The organism is Mesorhizobium opportunistum WSM2075, from assembly GCF_000176035.2.
Lineage (GTDB): Bacteria > Pseudomonadota > Alphaproteobacteria > Rhizobiales > Rhizobiaceae > Mesorhizobium > Mesorhizobium opportunistum.
Window position 1 is genome coordinate 5,868,219 of the sequence record NC_015675.1, and the last position, 23,910, is coordinate 5,892,128.

At 63.8% G+C, this 23,910-nt stretch carries 16 protein-coding genes; 11 read left to right on the forward strand and 5 right to left on the reverse strand.

Features of this window, described 5'->3' with window-relative positions:
* The first annotated feature begins 2 nt into the window (after positions 1-2).
* The 7 genes from glnT to MESOP_RS28380 all read left to right on the forward strand — a co-directional run bounded on the left by glnT (position 3) and on the right by MESOP_RS28380 (position 11,374).
* Positions 3-1,310 (forward strand): type III glutamate--ammonia ligase, encoded by a 1,308-nt coding sequence (gene glnT, locus MESOP_RS28350; protein WP_013896783.1) that lies wholly within the window; start codon positions 3-5, stop codon positions 1,308-1,310.
* Positions 1,311-1,403: 93 nt separating this feature from the next.
* On the forward strand, positions 1,404-2,657 hold the full coding sequence (locus tag MESOP_RS28355; RefSeq protein WP_013896784.1) for a sarcosine oxidase subunit beta family protein: 1,254 nt from the start codon (positions 1,404-1,406) through the stop codon (positions 2,655-2,657).
* Positions 2,658-2,667: 10 nt separating this feature from the next.
* Positions 2,668-2,943, forward strand: a complete 276-nt coding sequence (locus tag MESOP_RS28360; protein WP_013896785.1) for a sarcosine oxidase subunit delta — start codon at positions 2,668-2,670, stop codon at positions 2,941-2,943.
* A gap of 241 nt (positions 2,944-3,184) precedes the next feature.
* Positions 3,185-6,163, forward strand: coding sequence for a sarcosine oxidase subunit alpha (locus MESOP_RS28365; RefSeq protein WP_013896787.1), 2,979 nt, complete (start codon positions 3,185-3,187; stop codon positions 6,161-6,163).
* Positions 6,156-6,782, forward strand: coding sequence for a sarcosine oxidase subunit gamma (locus MESOP_RS28370; RefSeq protein ID WP_013896788.1), 627 nt, complete (start codon positions 6,156-6,158; stop codon positions 6,780-6,782). Before MESOP_RS28365 ends, MESOP_RS28370 begins: the two co-directional genes overlap by 8 nt.
* A 269-nt stretch (positions 6,783-7,051) precedes the next feature.
* A complete protein-coding gene (locus tag MESOP_RS28375; protein ID WP_013896789.1) occupies positions 7,052-9,421 on the forward strand; it encodes a trimethylamine N-oxide demethylase in 2,370 nt (789 codons plus the stop codon).
* A 243-nt stretch (positions 9,422-9,664) separates the two neighbouring features.
* Positions 9,665-11,374 carry a trimethylamine N-oxide permease gene (locus MESOP_RS28380; RefSeq protein ID WP_013896790.1) on the forward strand — a complete coding sequence of 570 codons (1,710 nt, stop codon included), beginning with the start codon at positions 9,665-9,667 and terminating at the stop codon, positions 11,372-11,374.
* Between the two features lie 66 nt (positions 11,375-11,440).
* On the opposite strand, the gene MESOP_RS28385 is transcribed toward MESOP_RS28380, so the two are convergent.
* The 5 genes from MESOP_RS28385 to MESOP_RS28405 all read right to left on the reverse strand — a co-directional run bounded on the left by MESOP_RS28385 (position 11,441) and on the right by MESOP_RS28405 (position 20,007).
* The gene (locus tag MESOP_RS28385) at positions 11,441-12,796 is read right to left on the reverse strand and encodes an LLM class flavin-dependent oxidoreductase (protein ID WP_013896791.1); all 1,356 of its coding nucleotides are present in this window, start codon (positions 12,794-12,796) and stop codon (positions 11,441-11,443) included.
* Positions 12,797-12,992: 196 nt separating this feature from the next.
* Positions 12,993-16,133, reverse strand: coding sequence for an efflux RND transporter permease subunit (locus tag MESOP_RS28390; RefSeq protein ID WP_013896792.1), 3,141 nt, complete (start codon positions 16,131-16,133; stop codon positions 12,993-12,995).
* Between the two features lie 238 nt (positions 16,134-16,371).
* Complete coding sequence (locus MESOP_RS28395; RefSeq protein ID WP_013896793.1) at positions 16,372-17,514, reverse strand: efflux RND transporter periplasmic adaptor subunit; 1,143 nt, start codon at positions 17,512-17,514, stop codon at positions 16,372-16,374.
* Positions 17,515-17,568: 54 nt separating this feature from the next.
* Positions 17,569-18,177 carry a TetR/AcrR family transcriptional regulator gene (locus MESOP_RS28400; protein ID WP_013896794.1) on the reverse strand — a complete coding sequence of 203 codons (609 nt, stop codon included), beginning with the start codon at positions 18,175-18,177 and terminating at the stop codon, positions 17,569-17,571.
* 189 nt (positions 18,178-18,366) lie between these two features.
* Positions 18,367-20,007 (reverse strand): acyl-CoA synthetase, encoded by a 1,641-nt coding sequence (locus tag MESOP_RS28405; protein ID WP_013896795.1) that lies wholly within the window; start codon positions 20,005-20,007, stop codon positions 18,367-18,369.
* A gap of 186 nt (positions 20,008-20,193) precedes the next feature.
* Between MESOP_RS28405 and MESOP_RS28410 the strand changes: the two genes are divergently transcribed.
* From MESOP_RS28410 to MESOP_RS28425, 4 genes are all read left to right on the forward strand, one after another.
* Complete coding sequence (locus MESOP_RS28410) at positions 20,194-21,159, forward strand: sugar-binding transcriptional regulator (RefSeq protein ID WP_013896796.1); 966 nt, start codon at positions 20,194-20,196, stop codon at positions 21,157-21,159.
* Positions 21,160-21,247: 88 nt separating this feature from the next.
* Positions 21,248-23,302, forward strand: coding sequence for a bifunctional aldolase/short-chain dehydrogenase (locus MESOP_RS28415; RefSeq protein ID WP_013896797.1), 2,055 nt, complete (start codon positions 21,248-21,250; stop codon positions 23,300-23,302).
* A gap of 57 nt (positions 23,303-23,359) precedes the next feature.
* The gene (locus MESOP_RS28420; RefSeq protein ID WP_013896798.1) at positions 23,360-23,617 is read left to right on the forward strand and encodes a type II toxin-antitoxin system RelB/DinJ family antitoxin; all 258 of its coding nucleotides are present in this window, start codon (positions 23,360-23,362) and stop codon (positions 23,615-23,617) included.
* Between the two features lie 2 nt (positions 23,618-23,619).
* The gene (locus MESOP_RS28425; protein ID WP_013896799.1) at positions 23,620-23,889 is read left to right on the forward strand and encodes a type II toxin-antitoxin system YafQ family toxin; all 270 of its coding nucleotides are present in this window, start codon (positions 23,620-23,622) and stop codon (positions 23,887-23,889) included.
* The last annotated feature ends 21 nt before the right edge of the window (positions 23,890-23,910 follow it).

Sequence of the window (23,910 nt, forward strand, 5' to 3'; positions counted from 1 at the left end):
CCGTGACAGCTGATCTTGCAGAATTCGCAAGGGCGAAAAACGTCAAATATTTCATGATTTCCTACACTGACCTGTTCAGTGGGCAGCGCGCCAAGCTGGTGCCGGCGCAGGCAATCGCCGACATGCAGAAGGATGGCGCCGGCTTTGCCGGGTTCGCCACATGGCTCGACCTGACGCCGGCGCATCCCGACATGCTGGCGGTTCCCGATCCCGCCTCGGTGATCCAGCTGCCGTGGAAGCCCGAAGTCGCCTGGGTCGCCGCCAACTGCATCATGGACGACAAGCAGGTCGACCAGGCGCCGCGCAACACACTGAAGCGATTGATCGCCGAGGCCGCCAGCGACGGCATGCATGTGAAGACCGGCGTCGAGGCCGAGTTCTTCCTGATCTCGCCCGACGGTAAAACGATTTCCGACGAATACGATACCGCGTCAAAACCCTGCTACGACCAGCAAGCGGTGATGCGGCGCTATGATGTCATTGCCGAGATCTGCGATCACATGCTGGCGCTCGGCTGGGGCGCCTACCAGAACGATCACGAGGATGCCAACGGCCAGTTCGAGATGAATTGGGCCTTCGACGATGCGCTGGCGACCGCCGACAAGCACTCCTTCTTCAAGTTCATGGTCAAGTCGATCGCGGAAAAGCACGGCCTGCGCGCGACCTTCATGCCAAAGCCCTTCCAGGGGCTGACCGGCAATGGCTGCCATGCACATATCTCGGTGTGGGACGAGACCGGCAAGACCAATGTGTTCGCCGACAATTCGATGGAACTCGGCCTGTCGGCCAAGGGCAAAAACTTCCTCGGCGGCATCATGAAGCACGCCTCGGCGCTTGCCGCGATCACCAATCCGACGGTCAATTCCTACAAGCGCATCAACGCGCCGCGCACCATCTCGGGCGCGACCTGGGCGCCGAACACGGTGACCTGGACCGGCAACAACCGCACCCACATGGTGCGCGTGCCGGGACCCGGCCGCTTCGAACTGCGCCTGCCCGACGGCGCGGCCAACCCCTATTTGCTGCAAGCCGTCATCATCGCCGCCGGTCTCGACGGCATCCGCTCCAAGGCCGATCCGGGCAAACGCTACGACATCGACATGTACCAGCTCGGCCATACCGTCACGGACGCACCGAAGCTGCCGCTCAACCTGCTCGACGCGCTGCGCGAGTTCGACAACGACAAATCGCTCAAGGCGGCGCTGGGTGAGGAATTTTCGTCGGCATACCTAAAGCTGAAGCATCAGGAATGGAATTCCTATGCTTCGCACTTCACGCAATGGGAGCGCGACCACACGCTGGATATCTAGAAGCATCGGACCGAAAAGTGTGAAGCGGTTTTCGGGTAAATCCGATGCGTCAAAAAGAATCCGGCGTAGGGCGAGCGGCCTTGGAATGACGCAATGAAATACTCGATCTTCTCGCTCGCCCGCGCCGCCCTCTCCGGCCACAAGAACTGGCAGCGCACATGGCGCGATGCCACGCCGAAGGATCGCTACGACGTGGTGATCATCGGCGGCGGCGGCCATGGCCTTGCGACCGCATGGTTCCTTGCCAGCGAATACGGCATCAGGAATGTCGCCGTGCTCGAAAAGGGGTGGATCGGCTCCGGCAATGCCGGCCGCAACACCACCATCATCCGCTCCAATTACGGCCTGCCCGGGAATACCGGCTTCTACGAATTGTCGATGAAGCTGTGGGAGCGGATGGAGCAGGACCTCAACTACAACACGATGGTCAGCCAGCGCGGCGTCATCAACCTCTACCATTCCGACGCACAGCGCGACGCCTATGCGCGGCGCGGCAACACCATGCGCATCAACGGTATCGATGCCGAACTGCTCGACCTCGCCGCGGTCAAGAAGATGATCCCGTTCCTGAATTACGACAATGCGCGTTTTCCCGTGCAGGGCGGATTGCTGCAGCGGCGCGGCGGCACGGCACGGCACGACGCCGTGGTCTGGGGCTATGCCCATGCGGCAAGCGCGCTCGGCGTCGATATCATCCAGAACTGCGAGGTGACAGGCTTCGTCCGTGACGCCAACGGCAAGGTGACCGGCGTCGAGACCTCGCGCGGCAAGATTGGCGCCGGCAAGGTCGGCATGGCGGTGGCTGGTTCCTCCTCGCGCGTCGCGGCGATGGCCGGCTTGCGCCTGCCGATCGAAAGCCATGTGCTGCAGGCCTTCGTCTCCGAGGCGATCAAGCCGCTCATCCCGGGTGTCATGACCTTCGGCGCCGGCCATTTCTATGTCAGCCAGTCGGACAAGGGCGGGCTGGTCTTCGGCGGCGACATCGATGGCTATAATTCCTACGCCCAGCGCGGCAACCTGCCGGTCATGGAGGATGTCTGCGAGGGCGGCATGGCGCTGATGCCGATGATCGGCCGCGTGCGCCTGCTGCGCCAGTGGGGCGGCATCATGGACATGTCGATGGACGGTTCGCCGATCATCGACAAGACGCCGGTGGACGGGCTCTATCTCAATGCAGGCTGGTGCTATGGCGGCTTCAAGGCGACGCCCGGCTCGGGCTTCGTCTTTGCACACCTCCTGGCTCGCGAAGAATCCCACAAGGAGGCGGCACGGTTCCGCCTCGACCGGTTCCGGACCGGTGCCGTGATAGACGAAAAGGGCCAGGGCGCCCAACCGAACCTTCACTGAGAACGGTCACATGCGTATTGTCTGTCCCTTCTGCGGTGAACGCGAACTCGGCGAGTTCACTTATCTCGGCGATGCCAAGCCGGTGCGCCCAGCGGCCGGCGCTTCGGAAGACGAGGTCTTCGACTACGTCTATCTGCGTGACAACATCGCCGGTGATACCAGCGAACACTGGTACCACGGCGGTGGCTGCCGGGCCTGGCTGAAGATCACCCGCAACACGCTGACGCACGAGATTTCGGCCGTGGAGCCGACGGCGGGTGTTGGTGCGAGGCAGGTTGGGAAATGAGCTATTCTCGCCACTTCAGTGCTGCCCCTCACCTGCCTGCCGGCATCCTCTCCCCGTATAGGGACGGGGAGAGGGGCGCTCTCGCCAATGCTTTCGCCAATCACCGGCGTTACAAGAAGGGAGCCGGCATAGCGGCCAGCCCCCTTCTCCCCGTCCCTATACGGGGAGAAGTGCCCGGCAGGGTGATGAGGGGCAGCGCTGGCCTTCGCCATGACATCAAATCGATGAGAGGCTGAACATCGTGACCTCTCAAGCCCATCGCCTCGCATCCGGCGGCCTCATCGACCGCTCGGCGTCGCTGCATTTTCGCTTCGACGGGAAGAGCTTTTCCGGCTTCCAGGGCGACACGCTGGCCTCGGCGCTGGTCGCCAATGGCGTCAAGCTGGTCGGCCGCTCGTTCAAATATCACCGCCCGCGCGGCATCCTGACTGCAGGTTCGGAAGAGCCCAACGCACTGGTCGAACTGCGCACCGGCGCACGCCGCGAACCGAACACCAAGGCAACGACGGCCGAGCTCTATGAAGGGCTCGAGGCCGCCAGCCAGAACCGCTGGCCGTCGCTGCGCCATGATGTGATGTCGGTGAACCAATTGTTCGCGCCGATCTTCGTCGCCGGCTTCTACTACAAGACCTTCATGTGGCCGGCCAAGTTCTGGGAAGCGATCTACGAGCCAGCGATCCGCCGCGCCGCCGGCCTTGGACGCGCCGCCGGCATTGCCGATCCCGACCACTACGACAAGGCCTGGGCGCATTGCGACGTGCTGATCGCCGGTTCCGGCCCGACCGGCCTGGCGGCGGCACTGGCTGCCGGCCGCGCTGGTGCCCGCGTCATCCTGTGCGAAGAGGATTTCGTCCCTGGCGGCCGCCTGCTGTCGGATGGCGGCACGATCGATGGCATGCCGGCGGCCGAGTGGCTGTCGAAGACGCTGGCGGAATTGGCCGACATGCCCGACGTCCGCATCATGACCCGCACGACACCGTTCGGCGTCTATGACGGCGGCACCTATGGCGCGATCGAGCGGGTCAACGATCATCTGCCCTCGCCGCCGCAGCATGAGGTGCGCCAGCGCTTGTGGCGGATCGTGGCCAAGCGCTGTGTCGTCGCCGCAGGCGCCATCGAACGGCCGATCGTCTTTGCCGGCAATGACACGCCGGGCGTGATGATGGCCTCCGCGATGCGGACCTATGTCACGCGCTACGCGGCAGCACCGGCAAAGCGCATCGCGCTGTTCACCAACAATGAGGATGGCTGGCGCACGGTCGAGGCGGCTCTCGGCGCCGGACTGCAGATCGCGGCGGTGATCGACGCGCGGGCCGATGTCTCTGCGGCCCACCGTTCGTTGGCATCCAAGGGCGGCTTCCCGGTGCTGCATGGCGCCGTCAGCGGCATCGACGGCGGCAAGGATGGCGTGCGGAAAATCGCGGTGTCGCTGACCGGCGGCGCGCGCGCCGAGGTCGAGGCGGACGGGCTCGCTGTTTCCGGCGGCTGGAACCCGGCGGTCGGGCTGACCTCCTATCATCGCGGCCGGCCGAAATGGCGCGATGACATTGCTGCCTTCGTACCCGATGGCGCGCCTCCCGGCATGGTCGCCGCTGGCGCCGCTGCCGGCGCCTTCGGGCTCGGGGCCTGCCTGGCAGAAGGGTTCGCCGCTGGTGCAACAGCCGCGCTCGACGCCGGGCGCAGCGGCAAGCCAGGCTACGCGCCGATCGGCGACGACGAGGCTTTCTCGCTGACACCGCTCTGGCACGTTAACGGCAAGGGCAAGGCGTTTGTCGACCAGCAGCACGATGTCACGGCCTCAGACATCGAACTCGCCCAGCGCGAAGGGTTCGAATCTGTCGAGCACCTGAAGCGCTACACCACGCTCGGCATGGCGACCGACCAGGGCAAGACCTCCAACGTCGCCGGCCTTGCCATTATGGCAGCGGTGAGCGGCCGATCCATTCCCGAGACCGGCACGACGATCTACAGGCCGCCTTACGTGCCCGTCGCCATCGGCGCCTTCGCTGGCCATCACCGTGACGAGACTTTCCACGCGACGCGGCTGACGCCGTCGCATCACTGGGCCGCCGAACAGGGCGCCATCTTCGTCGACACCGGCCTCTGGAAGCGCGCGCAATGGTATCCCCGCGCCGGCGAGAAGGACTGGCTGGAATCGGTGACCCGCGAGGTCAAGGCCGTGCGCTCGGGCGTCGGCTTCTGCGATGTCTCGACGCTCGGCAAGATCGACGTGCATGGCCCGGATGCCGGCGCCTTCCTCGACCGCGTCTACATCAACACCTTCTCCAACCTCGCAGTCGGCAAGGCGCGCTACGGGCTGATGCTGCGCGAGGACGGCATCGTCTATGACGACGGCACCACGTCGCGGCTGGCTGAGGACCACTATTTCCTGACGACAACCACGGCCAAGGCCGGGCTGGTGATGCAGCATCTCGAATTCTGCCGACAGGTGCTGTTTCCCGAACTCGACGTCCAGTTGACGTCGGTGTCCGACCAATGGGCGCAGTTCTCGATTGCCGGACCGAAGACGCGAGACCTGCTCAGGGAAATCGTCGACCCCGCCGAAGACCTTTCCAACGATGGTTTTCCGTTCATGGGCGCGCGCGAAGTCCGCTTGCGCGGCGGCATCAAGGCGCGGCTGTTCCGCATCTCCTTCTCGGGCGAGATGGCATTCGAGATCTCCGTGCCGGCGCGCTTTGGCGAGGCCATGGCGCGCAATCTGATGCTGGCCGGCGCGCCGTTCGGCGTCACGCCTTACGGCACCGAAGCGCTTGGCGTGATGCGTGTCGAAAAGGGCCATGTCGCCGGACCGGAGCTGAGCGGCACGACGACCGCGGCCGATCTTGGCTTGGGCAAGATGATGTCGACCAAGAAGGATTTCATCGGCCGGGTGATGGCCGGCCGCGAGGCGCTGGTGGCGCCGGACCGGCAGGTCGTGGTCGGCATCAAGCCGACCGACAAGGCACGCCGGCTGCGCTCCGGCGCGCATATCATCCCGAATGGGCAGACACCGGGCCCCGGCAACGACCAGGGCTATGTTACTTCGGTCTGCTTCTCGCCAACACTGGACCAGTGGATCGGGCTCGGCCTGGTCGAACGCGGCCGCGAACGCATCGGCGAGATCGTCCATGCACATGACCCGCTGCGCGGCGAGGACTATGATGTCGAACTCTGCAATCCCGTCTTCTACGATCCGGATGGAGGGCGCCAGCGTGGTTGAGTTTTCCTGGGAGGTCCGCAGCCCGCTGGAGCATGCGCTTGTTGCCGGGCCGTATGGCGTGAAGGGCGAAGCCGGCGTGTCGCTGACCGAGATCCGCAATTTCGACTTGGTCCAGGTGATGGCGCGGCGCGGCAAGGCGGCGGAGCTGGCGAAGGATGCGAAGGCCCATTTTGGCGTCGCGGCCCCGACTGCGCCAACGGTTGTCCAGGCCTCGGACGCCACGCTAATCTGGTCGGGACCGGACCAGTTCTTCGTTCTGTCAAAGGGCGGCAAGCACACGACGCAGATGCTGGCACCGGCATTCTCCGGCTCCGCCTCGCTGTCGGAGCAATCGCATGCGCGGGTGTTGATCAGCATTTCTGGGGACAAGGCGCGGATGATGCTGGCGAAACTTTCGTCGATCGATTTATACCCAACCGCGTTCCCAGTTAGCGCGGCAGCCGCGACCTTGATGGACCACACCAGCGTCACGCTTTGGCGCGGCGCAGACCGGGCGGACGGGCTGGCGGTGTTCAACGTTCTGGTGTTCGCGACGTTTGCCGAGAGCTTGTGGCACACCATGCTGGATTCGGCTGCGGAATATGGCGTGGCGATCAAACATTCAGAGGAACTGGTGTAGCGTTTGTGAGCGGCTCTTCCTTCTCCCCTGTGGGAGAAGGTGGATCGGCGCGATAGCGCCGAGACGGATGAGGGTGCTGCAGGGAACGCCAACGCCTCACTCCGCTGGAACACCCCTCATCCGTCGCCTTCGGCGACACCTTCTCCCGCAGGGGGAGAAGGGGGAGCTTTACGTCAGCTCCGCCTTGCCAAACGTGACGCCCCTGCTATTCTTACCGCTAAAATAATTTCACACACAGGCAAACTTGTTTCTCGAACCGCAAGGCTGAGATGAGCCAGTCGCCCTACCCCGCCATCGCCGCCGGACCGCCCAGGCCCAGCCTGATCCTGAGGCCGGGCCAGATCGCTCTGCCGCCGGGCATGGAGCGCTATACGATCCAGGGCAATGGCGCGGTGCTCATCGACATCGAGGCCGGCGACACGATCAGCGTGCGCAATGTCGAAGGCGGGCAGGCTTGCGAGCTGCTAGCCTGGGACAGCACCGGCGCGACCGATGCTGGTATCCTCGGTGAAAAATCCAACAGCAATGCCGCCGGCATCAAGGCACTGCTGGCCGGGGGCGATGACAGCCTCGCCTCCCTGCGTCGCGGGCTCGAGCGCCGCCAGGTGCAGCTTGATCAGCCCAAGGCGGTTCGCGTGTTCGGCGGCGCGACACCCGCAGGCACAGAGCAGGATTTTGCCGTCGCCCGCGATGGTGCGTTGCTGATTGCCGCGCCCGGGGGGCCGATGCTGGTCGATGGCCACGACACGGCAACACCTCTCACCGTCATCGTGCGTCGCGCCACCATCCGCCCCGCGGCGCGATCACAACTTGCCGATCCGCTCGCCGATCCGGTGCTTGACCTTCGCGTCCATTCGGCGACGGCGGAATCCTATTTCGTTAGGGCTGGTGACTATCTGCAGATCATCGATGTCGACGGGCGCCAGTGCACCGACTTCCAGTGCTTTTCGGCGCGCAAGCTGGACAAGGGCGTCGACCAACCACTCGACGTGACGACCACGCGCACGCTGATGGGCACGAGCTATCCGATCCCCGGTCTGCATTCGAAATATTACGACCAGGACATGGAACCGCTTGTCGAGGTGGTCCAGGACACATGCGGTCGGCACGACGCCTTCGCGCTCGCCTGCGCCGCGAAATACTACGACGATATCGGCTACCCCGGGCACACCAATTGCTCCGAGAATTTCAACCGCGCGCTGGCCGACAAGGGCGTCAATCCCCGCGCGGGCTGGATGGCGATCAACTTCTTCTTCAACACGGCGATCGACACGCACGGCGTCATGGTGTCCGACGAGCCATGGTCGCGGCCCGGCGATTATGTCCTGCTCAGGGCGTTGACCGACATCGTCTGCGTCTCCTCCGCCTGCCCTGACGATACGACGCCGGCCAATGGCTGGGACCCGACCGACATCCACGTGCGGACCTATTCCGGCCAGCACAAATTCTCGCGAGCGATCGCCAGACGCATGACGCCCGATTCGGAACCCAAAATGACCCGCGAGACCGCCTTTCATTCGAGCTTCGCCAAGCACACCCGCGACTTCTCAGAATACAGGGGCTACTGGCTGGCCAATTCCTTCGCCAAGGAAGGGCCGATCGCCGAATACTGGGCCTGTCGCCAGGACGCGGTGATCATGGACCTGTCGCCGTTGCGCAAGTTCGAGGTCACCGGCCCGGACTCCGAAGCGCTGCTGCAATACACGCTGACCCGCGACGTCAAGAAACTCGGCGTCGGCCAGGTCGTCTATTCGGCGATGTGCTACGAGCATGGCGGCATGATCGACGACGGCACGCTGCTCAGGCTCGGCAAGGACAATTTCCGCTGGGTCGGGGGCGATGATCTGTCCGGCGAATGGCTGCGCGAGACGGCGAAAAAACTCGGCCTCAACGTGCTGGTGCGCTCGTCGACAGACCAGATGCACAATGTCGCCGTGCAAGGGCCGAAGAGCCGCGACATCCTTCGTGAGGTGATCTGGACCTCGCCGCTGCAGCCGTCGATCGACGAACTGGAATGGTTCCGCTTCGCTGTCGCCCGCATCGGCGGCGGCAACGGCATTCCGGTCGTCGTCTCGCGCACCGGCTACACCGGCGAACTCGGCTACGAGATCTGGTGCCATCCGCGCGACGCCGAGAAAGTGTTCGACGCCATCTGGGAAGCCGGCCAGCCGCATGGGTTGAAACCGATGGGGCTGCAGGCGCTTGACATGGTGCGCATCGAGGCCGGGCTGATCTTCGCCGGTTACGAATTCTCGGACCAGACAGACCCCTTCGAGGCGGGCATCGGCTTTACCGTGCCGCTGAAGACCAAGACCGACGACTTCATCGGCCGCGAGGCGCTGATCCGGCGCAAGGAAAACCCGCAGAACAAACTGGTCGGGCTCGACATCGACAGCAATGTCGCGGTCGGTCATGGCGACTGCGTCCATGTCGGCCGCGCCCAGATCGGTGTCGTCACATCGGGCATGCGCTCGCCGGTGCTGAACAAGAACATCGCGCTGGCGCGGCTCGACGTCACCCATGCCGCGGTTGGCACTGAGGTCGAGATCGGCAAGCTCGACGGCCACGCCAAGCGGCTGCCGGCGCGTGTCGTTGCCTTCGCCCATTACGATCCGCAGAAGACCAGACCGCGCTCCTGAGCATTGCGACCCTTGCCTTCTCCCCCTTTGTGGGAGAAGGCAGGAGCCTGTTTCGCAAGCGTGATGTGCACGGTTTCACAAAACGCTTGACGTGAAAGCGTGCCGGATCAATCTTCACTCTTAAGAAAAAAATACGACTGAGTGGAAACACCGCAGTCGTGCGATCATTGTGCCGGGGAGCAAGCTTCGCAGAGCCGAGGCATCGCCGGCGGGGAACACTTACAAAAAGGGGAAGTCACTGACATGAGCACCATAAGTACGGTCCTGGACCAGCCTGCCGAAAGCAAGCTGCTCAGGCATATCGACTGGCGCGGCGCCTTCTGGGTGGCGAGCGGCGTTCCGGCGCTGGTCCTGTTTTCGATCGGCGGCATCGCCGGCACGACCGGGACGCTGGCCTTCCTGATCTGGACGGTGTCCATGATCATGGGCTTCCTGCAATCCTTCACCTATGCCGAGATTGCCGGCCTGTTCCCGAACAAGTCGGGCGGCGCCTCGATCTACGGCGCCACGGCCTGGCTGCGCTATTCCAAGTTCATCGCGCCGCTGTCGGTGTGGTGCAACTGGTTCGCCTGGTCGCCGGTGCTGTCGCTCGGCTGCTCGATCGCCGCCGCCTATATCCTCAACGCGCTGGCGCCGGTGCCGCTGTTCACCGAGACCTCGGCGGAAGTCGTCGCCTATATCGCAGCGCATGCCGGAACGGCACCCGCTGACGCCGTCACCGCGGTGACGGCCGCCGCGACGCCCGCAATTCGCAACTGGACGCTGTACAGCCACACGCTCGGCCCGGTCTCCTTCACCTTCAATGCCACCTTCTTCATCGGCGCGGTGCTGATGCTGATCATCTTCTCGATCCAGCATCGCGGCATCCTGGGTACCGCCAATGTGCAGAAGTATATCGGCCTGCTGGTCATCGTCCCGATGCTCATCGTCGGCGTCGTGCCGATCTTCACCGGGCAGATCAACTGGGCGAACTTCTCGCCGCTGGTGCCGCTGGCGGCCGCCTACGCGCCCGAGCCCGGCGCGTGGAATATCGCCGGCTGGACACTGGTGCTGGGCGGCATGTTCATCGCCGCCTGGTCGACCTACGGCTTCGAGACCGCCGTCTGCTACACATCCGAGTTCAAGAACCCGGGCACCGACACGTTCAAGGCGATCTTCTATTCCGGCCTGCTCTGCATGCTTCTGTTCATCCTCGTGCCGTTCACCTTCCAGGGCGTGCTGGGCCTGAACGGCATGCTGGCAACGCCGATCGTCGACGGCTCCGGCGTGGCCGACGCGCTGGCCGGCATGGTCGGTGGTGGCGCGCTGATCCACAGCCTGTTGGTGATGCTGATGATCCTGGCGCTGGTGCTGTGCATCATGACGGCGATGGCTGGCTCCTCGCGCACGCTCTACCAGGGCTCGGTCGATGGCTGGTTGCCGCGCTATCTCAGCCACGTCAACGAGCACGGCGCGCCGACGCGAGCCATGTGGACCGATCTCGTCTTCAACCTGATCGTACTGGCGATCGCCTCGGCCGACGCGACGAGCTTCTTCTTCATCCTCGCCGTGTCGAACTGCGGCTACATCATCTTCAACTTCCTCAACCTCAATGCCGGCTGGATCCACCGCATCGACAACGGCCATATCGCGCGCCCCTGGAAGGCGCCGAGTTGGCTGCTGGGGATCGGGGCAATCTTCGCCTACGTCAACGCGATCTTCATGGGCGCCGGCGCCAAGGTGTGGAACCCGATGGCGCTGTGGGCCGGTCTGATCACCGCGGCCTTGATCATCCCGGTGTTCTGCTTCCGCCACTACATCCAGGACGGCGGCAAGTTCCCCGACCACATGCTGGCCGATCTCGGCATGAGTTCGGCCGATCTCAAGGTCAGGAAAGCGGGCATGCTGCCCTATTTGACGCTGGTCGCAGGCGTGGTGGTAATGCTTCTCGCCAACTGGTGGTTTATCATCTGACGCGTTGACTTGACGTGAAACGGGCGCGCTCTGGCGCGCCCGTTTCATTTCGACCCCCAGCTGACGTCAGCCGGCCTTGCGGGCCGCGGCTTTCGTGCCCTCGAAGAACTGGTTGGACGGCCGCTTCAGGCCGAGATTCTCGCGCAGCGTCGATCCCTCATACTCGCGCCTGAAAATGCCGCGCCGCTGCAACTCGGGCACCACCTTCTCGACGAAATCGTCGAGCCCGGCGGGCAGATAGGGAAACATGATGTTGAAGCCGTCCGACCCCTCGGCGACCAGCCATTCCTCCATCTCGTCGGCAATGGTTTGCGGCGTGCCGACGAAGGCAAGGCCGGAATAACCACCCAGTCTTTGGGCAAGCTGGCGCACGGTCAGGTTTTCCGTGCGTGCCAGCTCGATGACGCGTTCGCGACCGCTTCTGCTCGCGTTGGTCTCGGGAATTTCGGGCAGGGCTGCGTCGGGATCGAAGCCGGATGCATCATGCCCGAGAGCGATCGACAGCGAGGCGATGCCGCTCTCGTAATAGACCAGACTGTCAAGTTTGGCGCGCTTGTCCCGCGCTTCCTCGACGCTGTCGCCAACGATGACGAAGGCGCCGGGCAGGATCTTGATGTCGTCGCGCGAGCGGCCGAGTTTTTCCGCCCGGCTTTTGACATCGGCAAAGAAGCGCTGCCCCGTGGGGAGATCACTATGCGCGGCGAAAATCACCTCGGCCGTCTCGGCGGCCAGCTGCCGCCCCGCTTCCGACGCGCCGGCCTGCACGATGACCGGCCAGCCTTGCACCGGGCGGGCTATGTTGAGCGGCCCCCGCACCGAAAGATGTTCGCCCTTGTGATCCAGCACATGCAGCCGCGCCGGATCGAAATAGAGCCCGCTGTCGGCGTCGCGGATGAAAGCGTCGTCGGCAAAACTGTCCCACAGGCCGGTCACGACATCGTAGAATTCCCGTGCCCGGTGATAGCGCTCGTCATGCTCGACGTGGTCGTCCAGCCCGAAATTCAGCGCCGCATCGGGGTTGGACGTGGTGACGATGTTCCAGCCGGCGCGCCCGCCGCTGATGTGGTCCAGCGAGGCGAAGCGGCGGGCGATGTGATAGGGCGCGTCGAAGGTGGTCGACGCCGTGGCCACCAGACCGATATGGTCGGTGACGGCGGCCAGCGCCGACAGCAGCGTGAACGGTTCGAATGAGGTCACCGTGTGGCTGCGCCGCAGCGCTTCTATCGGCATGTTGAGCACGGCCAGATGGTCGGCCATGAAGAAGGCGTCGAACTTCGCCGCCTTCAGCGTCTGCGCGAAGCGCTTCAGATGCGCGAAGTTGAAATTGGCGTCGGGATAGGCTCCCGGATAGCGCCAGGCGCCGGTGTGCAGACTGACAGGGCGCATGAAGGCGCCGAGCCGCAATTGCCGTTTTTCCGCCATGGGAAGACATCCTGATGATGAGGAGCGCTGCCGCTCCGGTGTCGCTCAGGATGGGACCGCTTCACGGCCCTGGGAAGGAATTCTGTTTTGCGAAACCCTTGCCGGAGAGCATTTTTGATCGGCGCGGCGGACCAGCCGTCACGCCGGATCATCCGCCATCGGCCAATGCGATGACGGATGATGCGATGTGACCGCTCTATTCGGCTGCCAGCGCGAGTTGCGGCCTCTCCGGCTGTTCCGTCATGGCTGCTTCGGCGGCATCCACATCACGCTTCTTGGGCTCGCGGCCGAAGAACAGGGCGTAGCCCGCGGGCAGCACCAGGATGGTCAGCACGGTGGCAACAAGGATGCCGCCCATCATGGCGTAGGCGAGCGGGCCCCAGAACACGCCACGCGAGATCGGGATCAGCGCCAGCACCGCAGTCATCGCCGTCAGCACGATCGGCCGGAAGCGGCGCACGGCCGAGCCGATGATCGCCTCCGAGCGTTCCATGCCCCTCGCGATGTCCTGATCGATCTGGTCGACCAGGATGATCGAGTTGCGCATGATGATGCCGAGCAGCGCGATGACGCCCAGGATGGCGACGAAGCCGAACGGCGCGCCACTGATCAGCAATGCCGCGGCAGCGCCGATGATGCCGAGCGGACCTGTGGCCAGCACCAGCATCGCCTTGCCGAAGTTCTGCAGCTGGATCATCAACAGCACGACGATAACGGCCAGCATGATCGGCGCCTTGGCGGCGATGGAAGCCTGGCTTTCCGCCGAATCCTCCGCACCGCCCTGGATTTCGATCTTGTAACCGGGCGCCAGACCCGCACGCAGATCCTTCATGTCATTGTACATCTTGGTGACGACGTCGTTGGACTGCACGCCATCGGGCAACGTGGCGCGCACGCTGATGGTCGGCAAGCGGTCGCGGCGCCATTCGATGCCTTGCTCCAGCACCGGCACCACCTTGGCCACCTGCGACAGCGGCACGAAGCCACCGAAGTCGGTCGGGATGTAGACCGAATCGACCGAGGACAGCAGGCTGCGGCTCGCGTCCGGTTCGCGGGCCACGATGGACACCGTCTCCTCGCCGTCACGGAAGTCGTCGAGCGGCGCGCCGGACATCGATGCCTGCAGCATCTGGCGGATGCGCTGCGAGGTGACACCGAGCGCGCGGGCGCGATCCTGGTCGATGACCAGCTTCATGGCCGGCACGGGTTCGAGCCAATCGTCATGAACGGCGCCGAGCAGCGGGTTCTCCTGGAATTTCGCCTTCACCTGGTCGGCGATGCGGCGCACCTCCTGCCGATCCGGACCCATGACGCGCATCTGCACCGGCCAGCCGGTCGGCGGGCCGAGGAACAGGCGGTCGACCTTGGCGCGGATCGAGGGGAAGTCCTGGGCCAGGACGGTGCGGAGTTTGACGATCAGCCGCTCGCGCGCCGGCTCGTCATTGGCCATCACCAGCATCTGGGCAAAGTTCGGATTGCTGAGCTGCTGGTCGAGCGGCAGGAAGAAGCGCGGGGCGCCCTCGCCGATATAGGTGGCGATGAAGCGCTTGTCCTTGTCGTCCATCATCTTGGCCTCGAGCGCCTTGGCCTGCGTCTCGACCTCCTTGATGCTGGTGCCTTCCGGCAGCCACAGGTCGACGAGGATTTCCGGCCGCGACGATTGCGGGAAGAAATTCTGCGGAATGAACTGGAATGCCCACAGGCTGGTGCCGAAAGTCACCAGCGTCATGACAAGCACGATGATGCGATGGCGCACCGCCCAGCCGACGGTCGAGCGAAGCCGGCGGTAGAAGCGCGTGTCGAAGGCATCGTGATGGCTGCCGGCATGCTGGCGCTGCTTGAGGATCATATAGCCGAGCCACGGCGTGAAATAGACCGCGACAAACCACGACACGACCAGTGCGATGCCGACGACATAGAACAGGGTGCGCACATATTCGCCGGCAGTGGAGGCAGCGAAACCGACCGGGATGAAGCCGGCGGTGGTGATCAGCGTGCCGGTCAGCATCGGGAATGCGGTCGAGGAATAGGCGAAGCTCGCCGCCTCGATCTTGACCAGCCCCTCCTCCAGCTTTCGCTCCATCATCTCGACGACGATCATGGCGTCGTCGACGAGCAGGCCGAGTGCAATGATCAGGGCGCCGAGCGAGATACGCTGCAGGTCGATGCCAAGCTCGTACATGATGGCGAAGGTCGCGGCCAGAACCAGCGGAATGGCAATCGCGATGACCAGCCCTGAGCGCCAGCCGATCGACAGGAACGAGACGACAAGCACGATCAGCAGCGCTTCGCCAAGCGCATGCATGAACTCGCTGACGGCATCCGTGACGACGCCCGGCTGGTCGGAAATCTGGTCGACCGAGACGCCATAGGGCAGCGCTTCCTCGAAGCGCTTGTAGGTTGCCTCGACGTCCTTGCCAACATCGGTGACCTTGAAGCCCTTGGCCATGACGACGCCAAGCTGCACGCTGTCGTGACCGTTGAAGCGGTACTTGCGCTGGTACGGGTCCTGAAGCCCCGAGGTGACGCTGGCGATGTCGCCGAGCCGGGTGACCTGGCCACCGGCGCGCAGGCGCAATTCGCGGATGTCGGCGGCCTTGGTGACGTCGCCTTCGACCGAGATGCGCACCGAATTGACGCCGGTGTCGATGGAGCCGGCCGGATCGACATTGTTCTGGCCCTTGATGGCGTTCTGCAGGTCGGTCAGCGTCAGGCCGCGTTCGGCCAGCGCCTTGGACGAGACGTCGATGTAGAGCTTTTCGGGCTGATCGCCGATGATGACGGCCTTCTCGACGCCGGGCGTCGTCAAAAGCATGTCACGGGCCTGGATGGCGAATTTCTTCAGCTCGGGATAGGAGAAGCCGTCGCCGCTGATCGAATGCAGCGTGATGAAGGTGTCGCCGAACTCGTCGTTGAAATAGGGGCCGAGCAGTCCCTGCGGAAGGTCGCCCGATATGTCGCCGACCTTCTTGCGCACCTGATAGAAGGCGTCCGTCACCTCGGCGGTATTGGTGTCGCCCTTGATCTGCACCGTGATGATGGCGCTTCCGGCGCGGGTGAAGGAGCGGACGAAATCGAGATGCGGCGTTTCCTGCAGCTTACGCTCGATCTTGTTGACGACCTGGTCTTCCATCTCCTGGATCGAGGAGCCCGGCCAGATCGCCTGCACGACCATGACGCGGAAGGTGAAGTCGGGATCTTCCTTCTGTCCCATGCGCATCAGGCCGAGCCCGCCGGCGATGATGATCAGGCCGAACAGGAACCGCGCGATCGAGGGATGGCCGATGGCCCAGCGCGAAAGGTTGAAGGGCCGCTTTTCTTCAGTGGAGGTCGTCATCGGTGCTGGTCCACTTTGCTTGGTTGGCGCCTGGTGCCGCGAAAGCGCGGCACACGGAACGAAATCATCTGCGTTCGATAATGGCTTCCGGGCGGCGAGGCTTTCCGAGCGGAGAGACACTCATCGCGGTGGGACGCGAAGGTCGATGCGGGGGTACATCGGCCTAGACGTCTCGACCTTCGGGCGCACGCCGCCCGGAAACCCGTGGCCGCGGAACGCGCGGCCAATCTGTCTGTCGTCAGCGCAGCCGGCTGGCGTCATCACCGTCGGCGGAGGCGGACTGCTGCGCCACCCCGCCGGCAAGTTTCACCTTCAGGTTCTCGGTCATGAACTGCGTGCCGGCGGCAACGACGACGTCGCCGGGCTTCAGTCCCTCCGCCACACGCACGCCATCGGCGGCGAACTCCGCAACCTTGATCGAGCGGGCATGCACGGTGTCGGCGCCACGATCGACGGTCCAGACGATCGACTGGCTGTCCTTCTGCGCCAGCGCGCTCAACGGGATCGAGACGAGCTGCTTTTCGTTGGCCGCCGACGCCTCGATGTTGGCGGTCATGCCGAGAAGCACGCGCGGGTCGTTGGGCAGGCTGACGCGGACGGCAAAGGTACGCGACTGCGGATCGGCGCTGCCGGCGACCTCGCGGACCTTGCCCTCGAGCGCCAGCGTATTGTCGGACCAGAAACCGGCCTTGACTGGTTTGCCCGGCTTGAATTCGGCGATTTCCATTTCCGGCACCGCAATCAGCACTTCCTTCTCGCCGTCGACGGCGACGGTAACGACAGGCGTGCCGGAACCAACCACCTGGCCGACATCGGCGTTGACCGATGTGACGATGCCCTCCCTGTCGGCCTTGAGATCGGTATAGCCGACCTGGTTCTTGGCCTGGTCAAGTGTCGAGCGGGCGGAGTCACGCGTGGCGACCGCCTGGTCATAGGTCAGTGTCGCCTGTTCGAGCTGCGACTTCGGCGCGAAGTTCTTGGTAAAAAGCTGTTGGGCACGCTTGCGGGCGAGGTCGACGGTCTCGACCTGCCGCTCGGCGGCATCGAGCGCGGCCTGCGCGCTCTTGACCGAAAGGTCGTAGTCGGAAGGATCGATGCGGGCGAGCACATCGCCCGGCGCCACATGCTGGCCGATGTCGACGAGACGCTCGGTGATCTTGCCGTTGATCCGGAAAGCCAGGGCGCTCTCGGTACGGGCCCGCACCGAACCGGAATAGGAGAGCATGCGGGTGTCATGCGCCTGGGCGATCTCGACGACCTTGACCGGGCGGATGATATCCTTGACTTCGGCTTTCTCCTGCGAACAGCCGGCGAGCCCGAGAGTGGCGGCGACCAGGCCGGCAACTGGCAGCTTGCGAAGGATGGAACTGGACAACGACATCTTGGAACTCCGACTGGAGATGATTGGTCGACACCGGCGCCCGGCGGGCGGCGGCTATTTTTTCAAGGCTTTGATCGCGTAATCGATAAGGTCGTCGGGCATCGCCCGGTTGGTCTTGGCAAGGCACTGCGCCACCATCTGCGGATGGCACAGGATGACCGTGGCGGCGCCGAAGCAGCGCGACGCGATCACCGGATCCTGCTTAGCGAACTCGCCGGCTTCGATGCCCTCGCGGATCACCTCCGCGAACAAGTCGTGGATGCTGTCGATGTGCTTGTCGATGACACCCCAGTCGCGCTCGAGGGCGACGATGACCATCTCGTGCACCTTCTGGTCGTCGAGCATGACTTCCATCGTCATCTTGTACTGTGCGTGCACATAACGCCGCAGCCGTTCCTCGGCGCCGATCGGCAGGTGGCATATCTCGTAAGCCATCTTGTAGCTGGCGCCGAGCATGCGGCCGCAGACGGCCTGGTGGATTTCGACCTTGGAGGCGAAGAAACGATAGATGTTGGCCGGCGACATACCGAGTTCGCGAGCAATGTCGGCGACGTTGGTCTTGCCATAGCCATAGTGCCGGAACAGGCGTTCGGCGCAGTCGAGAATGCGCGTCACATTCTCCTGTCTGGCGGCATCGGCCGTGATGTTGGCAGCTTCGGACATGGCTCTCTGTCGATTTACGAGTGATGAATTTCAATTTTCGTCACTCGTAAATTGAAAAGAAGGAGGTGTCAACACGAAATCGACGTACACGTACAAAATAGTGACAGATGGTGACATCCAACAGACGCGACGAGGCGGCCAAAGGATGCGGGCACCCGAAATAATTTTTGGGGGAGGTCCTTCTGGACGTCAGGCGATCTTAGCCATTTCCCGCAGTCGGAATTTCTGGATCTTGCCGGTCGAGGTCTTGGGGATTTCCGCGAAGATCACCGCCTTCGGCACCTTGAAGCGGGCAAGCAGCCCTCGGCAATGCTCGATGATCTCGGCCTCTGTCGCCGACTTGCCCGGTTTCAGTTCGACATAGGCGATGGGCACCTCGCCCCATTTGTCGTCTGCCCTGGCCACCACGCCGCACGAGGCAACGGATGAATGCTTGTAGAGCGCATCCTCGACCTCGATCGAGGAAATGTTCTCGCCGCCCGAGATGATGATGTCCTTGGAGCGATCCTTGAGCTGGATATAGCCGTCGGGATGCATGACGCCGAGATCGCCGGAGTGGAACCAGCCGCCGGCGAAGGCTTCGTCGCTCGCCTTGCGGTTCTTCAAATAGCCCTTCATGACGATGTTGCCGCGGAACATGACCTCGCCGATGGTTTCGCCGTCGGCCGGCGTCATCCGCATCGTCTCGGGATCCATGACGGTCAGGCCCTCAAGTGCTGCATAGCGCACGCCCTGCCGTGCCTTCTTGGCGCTGCGCTCGCCCTTTGCCAGACCGTCCCATTCGCCATGCCATTCATTGACGACCGCCGGGCCGTAGGTCTCGGTCAGGCCGTAGAGATGGGTGACGGCAAAGCCGGCATCGGCCATGCCCGACAGCACGGCTTCGGGTGGCGGCGCGGCCGCGGTGTTGAAGGTGACGGTCTGCGCGAAGGTGCGCTTGTCCTCGTCGCGGGCATTGATCAGTACCGACATCACCACCGGCGCGCCGCAGAGATGCGTGACGCCGTGATCGGCGATGGCGTCGTAGATCGGCTTCGGCCGCACCCAGCGCAGGCAGACATGGGTGCCGGCCTGCACGGCCATCGTCCAGGGGAAGCACCAGCCATTGCAGTGGAACATCGGCAGCGTCCAGAGATAGACGGCGTGCTTGGCCATGCCGGCATGGATGGTGTTGGTGTAGGCCATCAGGGCGGCACCGCGATGATGATAGACGACACCCTTGGGATTGCCCGTCGTGCCCGAGGTGTAGTTGAGTGAGATGGCATCCCATTCATCATCGGGCATCGACCAGGCGAAATCCGCATCACCGCCAGCGACAAGATCCTCGTAGTCGAGCGCGCCGATGCGTTCGCCCTTCGGATAAGGCGCGTCGGCGGCGTAATCGGGATCGTCGTAGTCGATGACCAGCGGCTTGACGTTGGCCAGTTCCAGGGCCTGCCCGACGACACCGGAGAATTCGCGGTCGACGATGAGCACCTTCGTCTCGGCATGGTCTAGCTGGAAGGCGATCACAGCGGCGTCGAGGCGCGTGTTCAGCGAATGCAGCACCGCCTTGGTCATCGGCACGCCGAAATGCGCCTCCAGCATCGGCGGCGTGTTCGACAGCATGACGGTGACGGTATCGCCCTTGCCGATGCCGCGCTTTTGCAGCGCCGAGGCGAGCTTCAGCGAGCGGCGCCAGAAATCGCGATAGCTGATGCGCTGGCGGCCATGGATGATGGCGACATGGTCGGGGTAGGTCTTGGCCGCGCGCTCCAGATAGGTGAGCGGCGTCAGCGGCTGATGGTTGGCCGCGTTCTTGTCGAGATCCTGTTCGTAAGGATTGCCCATCCCGTTCTCCCCTTTTATCGAAGACTTCTAACCACAGGCTAGGCCCGCGTCACCACCAAGGATGCCACGTTAGAGCCCATTTGGCACAATGATCATCCAGATTCAGGGGCCGAGCAGGTATCCTGTACCTTCGCTCTGGTTTGACTTTTGTCGAGAGCCGTGAATAATGTCAGCCGAGGAGACGGCATGGCAATCCGACCGGCAGAACAGCTCATTCACAAGGCCGCCTGGCTCTACTATGCGCATGGCCTGCGACAGGACCAGGTTGCGAGCCAGCTTAACATTTCCCGTGCCTCGGTGGCCATGTACCTGCGCAAGGCGCGCGAGACCGGCATCGTCAACATCTCGACCTCGACGCAGTTGTTCACCGACGACGTGATGGCGCGCAAGCTCGAGGATGCGCTGGGGCTCGACGCGGTCTGGATCGCGCCGGAGAACGGCCATATCCCGGACCCCTCGACCGACATCGCCGTGCTGGCGGCGAGCGTCTTTCTCGAACTGGTCAAGAAGGGCGACCGCATCGGTGTCGCCTGGGGCCGCACCGTCTACACGATCGCCGACATCATGTCCTATGCCGACCTGCAGGACGTCACCGTGGTGCAGCTCTGCGGCAATCTCGGCGCCCCCTATTCCTACCGGCCCGACCAGTGCACGATGGAAATCGCGCGGCGGCTCAACGCCAAGGGCCTCAATTTCTACGCGCCGCTGGTGCTGTCGACGGAAGAGCTGGCGCGCGCGCTGCGGGCCGAACCGGTGATCCGTGAGCAACTGTCGGGAATCAGGGATTGCGACCTGGCGCTCTACTCGGTCGGCGCGGTCGATGCCGACAGCCATCTGGTCAAATGCGGCGCGCTGACATCGGGCGAGATGGCGGAGCTGCGCGGCCAAGGTGCAGCCGGGGTCATTGCCGGACAGATCATCGACGCCGGAGGCAAGGTGCTCGATTGCAGCTATAACCGCCGGGTGATCTCGGCCGAACTTGCCTCGCTGCGCGCCATCGCCAGGCGGCTGATGGTGGTGCAGGAGGACAGCAAGTTCGAACCGCTGCTCGCGGCGATCACCGGGGGGCTTTGCACGCATCTGGTGGTCGGCGCTCATATGGCGCAGCGGCTTCTCGATCATGCCGGAGCGGCGCTACAAAAAGCATCCTGAGAAAGCAACCCTTCGCCGGCGCATTGTCATCAGGGCGTCGCGGCATTCCTGTTTCACCATCCAAAGACAGCAACTGGACGAACCGAACATGAAGAATTTGTGGAACGACGACACGGCCGAAAAACTCGTTGCCGACTATGCCAAGAAGGGCGTCGGCCGCGACCTCGCACTGCGCGTCTACACGACGCGGCTTTTGGGCGGTGTGCCGCAGTTGGTCCTGCATGGCGGCGGCAACACCTCCTGCAAGACCACGGCTACGGACCTCGTCGGCGATGAATGGGACGTGCTGTGCGTCAAGGGCAGCGGCTGGGACATGGCGGTCATCGAGCCGCAGGGCCTGCCGGCGGTCAAGATGGGCGCCCTGCTCAAGGCCCGCGCACTGGAAAAGCTCTCCGACGAGGACATGGTCGCGCTGCAGCGGGCGAACCTGATCGACCCCGCCTCGCCCAACCCATCGGTCGAGACGCTGCTGCATGCCTTCCTGCCGCACAAATTCGTCGACCACACCCATTCGACCGCCATCCTGGCCATCGTCGACCAGGAAGACTCGAAGCCGCTGGTGAAGACGGTGTTCGGGAGCAAGATGGGCTACGTGCCCTACATCATGCCCGGCTTCGATCTCGCCAAGGCGGCAGCCGACGTTTTCGACGCCGACCCGGCGGTCGAGGGGCTGATCCTCGACAAGCATGGCATCTTCACCTTCGGCGACGATGCCAAGCAGGCCTATGATCGAATGATCCACTATGTGAACGTCGCCGAGGATTATGTGGCCAAGCACGCCAAGCCGACGGCGGCAAAGGCCGCACTGCCGGCAAGGCTCGCGACGCCGGCTTCCATCGCGCCGATGCTGCGCGGCGCTGTTGCGTTTGCGCGCGGCGAAGGCCGCTTCGACCGCATGATCTCCGACTTCCGCACATCGGACGCGATCGTCGATTTCATCAATTCGGCCGAGATCGCCGACTATGCGGGACGCGGCGTGTCGACGCCCGATCTGTCGATCCGCATCAAGACCGGGCCGATGGCGGTGCCGGCGCCCGATGCCGACAAGGCCGACGACTACAAGGCCGTCATCAAGAGCCATGTCGACGCCTTCGCCAAGGATTATCGCGCCTATTTCGAGACCAATGACGCGCTCGACGACGTCAAGCGCACCATGCTCGACCCGATGCCGCGGCTGACGCTGGTGCCGGGGCTCGGCATGTTCGGCCATGGCCGCACGCTGAAGGATGCCAGGATCGCCTCCGATGTCGGCGAGATGTGGATCGAGGCGGTGCGTGGCGCCGAAGCTGTCGGCCGTTTCCATCCGCTGTCCAAGGCCGACCTGTTCCCGCTCGAATACTGGTCGCTCGAACAGGCCAAGCTTGCCTCCAACAAGCCGAAGCCGCTGACCGGCCAGGTGGTGCTGATCACCGGCGGCGCCGGCGCGATCGGCGCGGCGACGGCAAAACTGTTCGCCGACAATGGCGCCCATGCCGTCGTCGTCGATCTCGATGGCGACAAGGCCGCCGACGCGGCGAAGAAGGCCGGTAACAATTCGATCGGTGTCGCAGCAGATATCACCGATTCGGCCCAGGTTCGTGCCGCCTTCGACAAAGCGGTTGCCGTATTCGGCGGCGTCGACATCCTGGTCTCCAATGCAGGCGCCGCCTGGGAAGGCCGCATCGGCGAGCTTGACGACGCGCTGTTGCGCAAAAGCTTCGAGCTCAATTTCTTCGCCCACCAGTCGGTGGCGCAGAACGCCGTGCGCATCATGCTCGAACAGGGCACTGGCGGTGTGCTTCTGTTCAACACCTCCAAGCAGGCGGTCAATCCAGGTCCGAAGTTCGGCGCCTATGGTGTGCCGAAGGCAGCGACGTTGTTCCTGTCCAGGCAGTACGCGCTCGACTATGGCGCCCACGGCATCCGCTCCAACGCCGTCAACGCCGACCGCATCCGCTCGGGGCTTTTGACCGATGCCATGATCGCCAGCCGCTCGGGCGCGCGCGGCGTGTCGGAGAAGGAATACATGTCCGGCAATTTGCTCGGCCAGGAAGTGACGGCGCAGGACGTGGCGCAAGCCTTCCTGCACCACGCGCTGGCCGAACGCACCACCGCCGACGTGACGACCGTCGATGGCGGCAATATTGCAGCGGCGCTGCGGTAGGCTTGTAACAACTGCATATTGTAGCTACATTGTGGCTCAAGGTAACGGAGACACGATATGGCTACAGATGCAGTGGTCCGCGCTCGGATCGACGCCGCGACCAAGGATCAGGCGACGGAAGCCTTGGCGGCCATGGGCCTGTCGGTTTCCGACGCTATCCGCCTGCTGCTGGTCCGCGTGGCCGCAGACAAGGAATTTCCCTTCCCGGTGAAAGTGCCCAACGCAACCACGCGAAAGGCTATGGCTGAGTTGGAAAAAGGCAAAGACAAGCGCTTCGCCTCGGCTGATGAATTGTTCAAGGATCTGGGGATCTAACCATGCCAGCGGCCATTCACTCCGGGCAATTTCGCCGGGATGTGAAGCGTATGGAAAAGCGTGGCAAGAACCTTGGGAAATTGCGCGATCTGCTAGGCTTGCTGATCGCCGGGCATGAACTGCCGGCGACGTATAAGGATCCTCTGAAAGGCGACTGGAAAGGCTTTCGAGAGGGGCATATCGAACCGGACTGGCTCCTGATCTACCGCGTTGTCGGCGACGAATTGCAGCTTGCCCGTACCGGCTCGCACTCCGACCTATTCAACGAGTGAATTCTGCGGGATGCCGCCCAC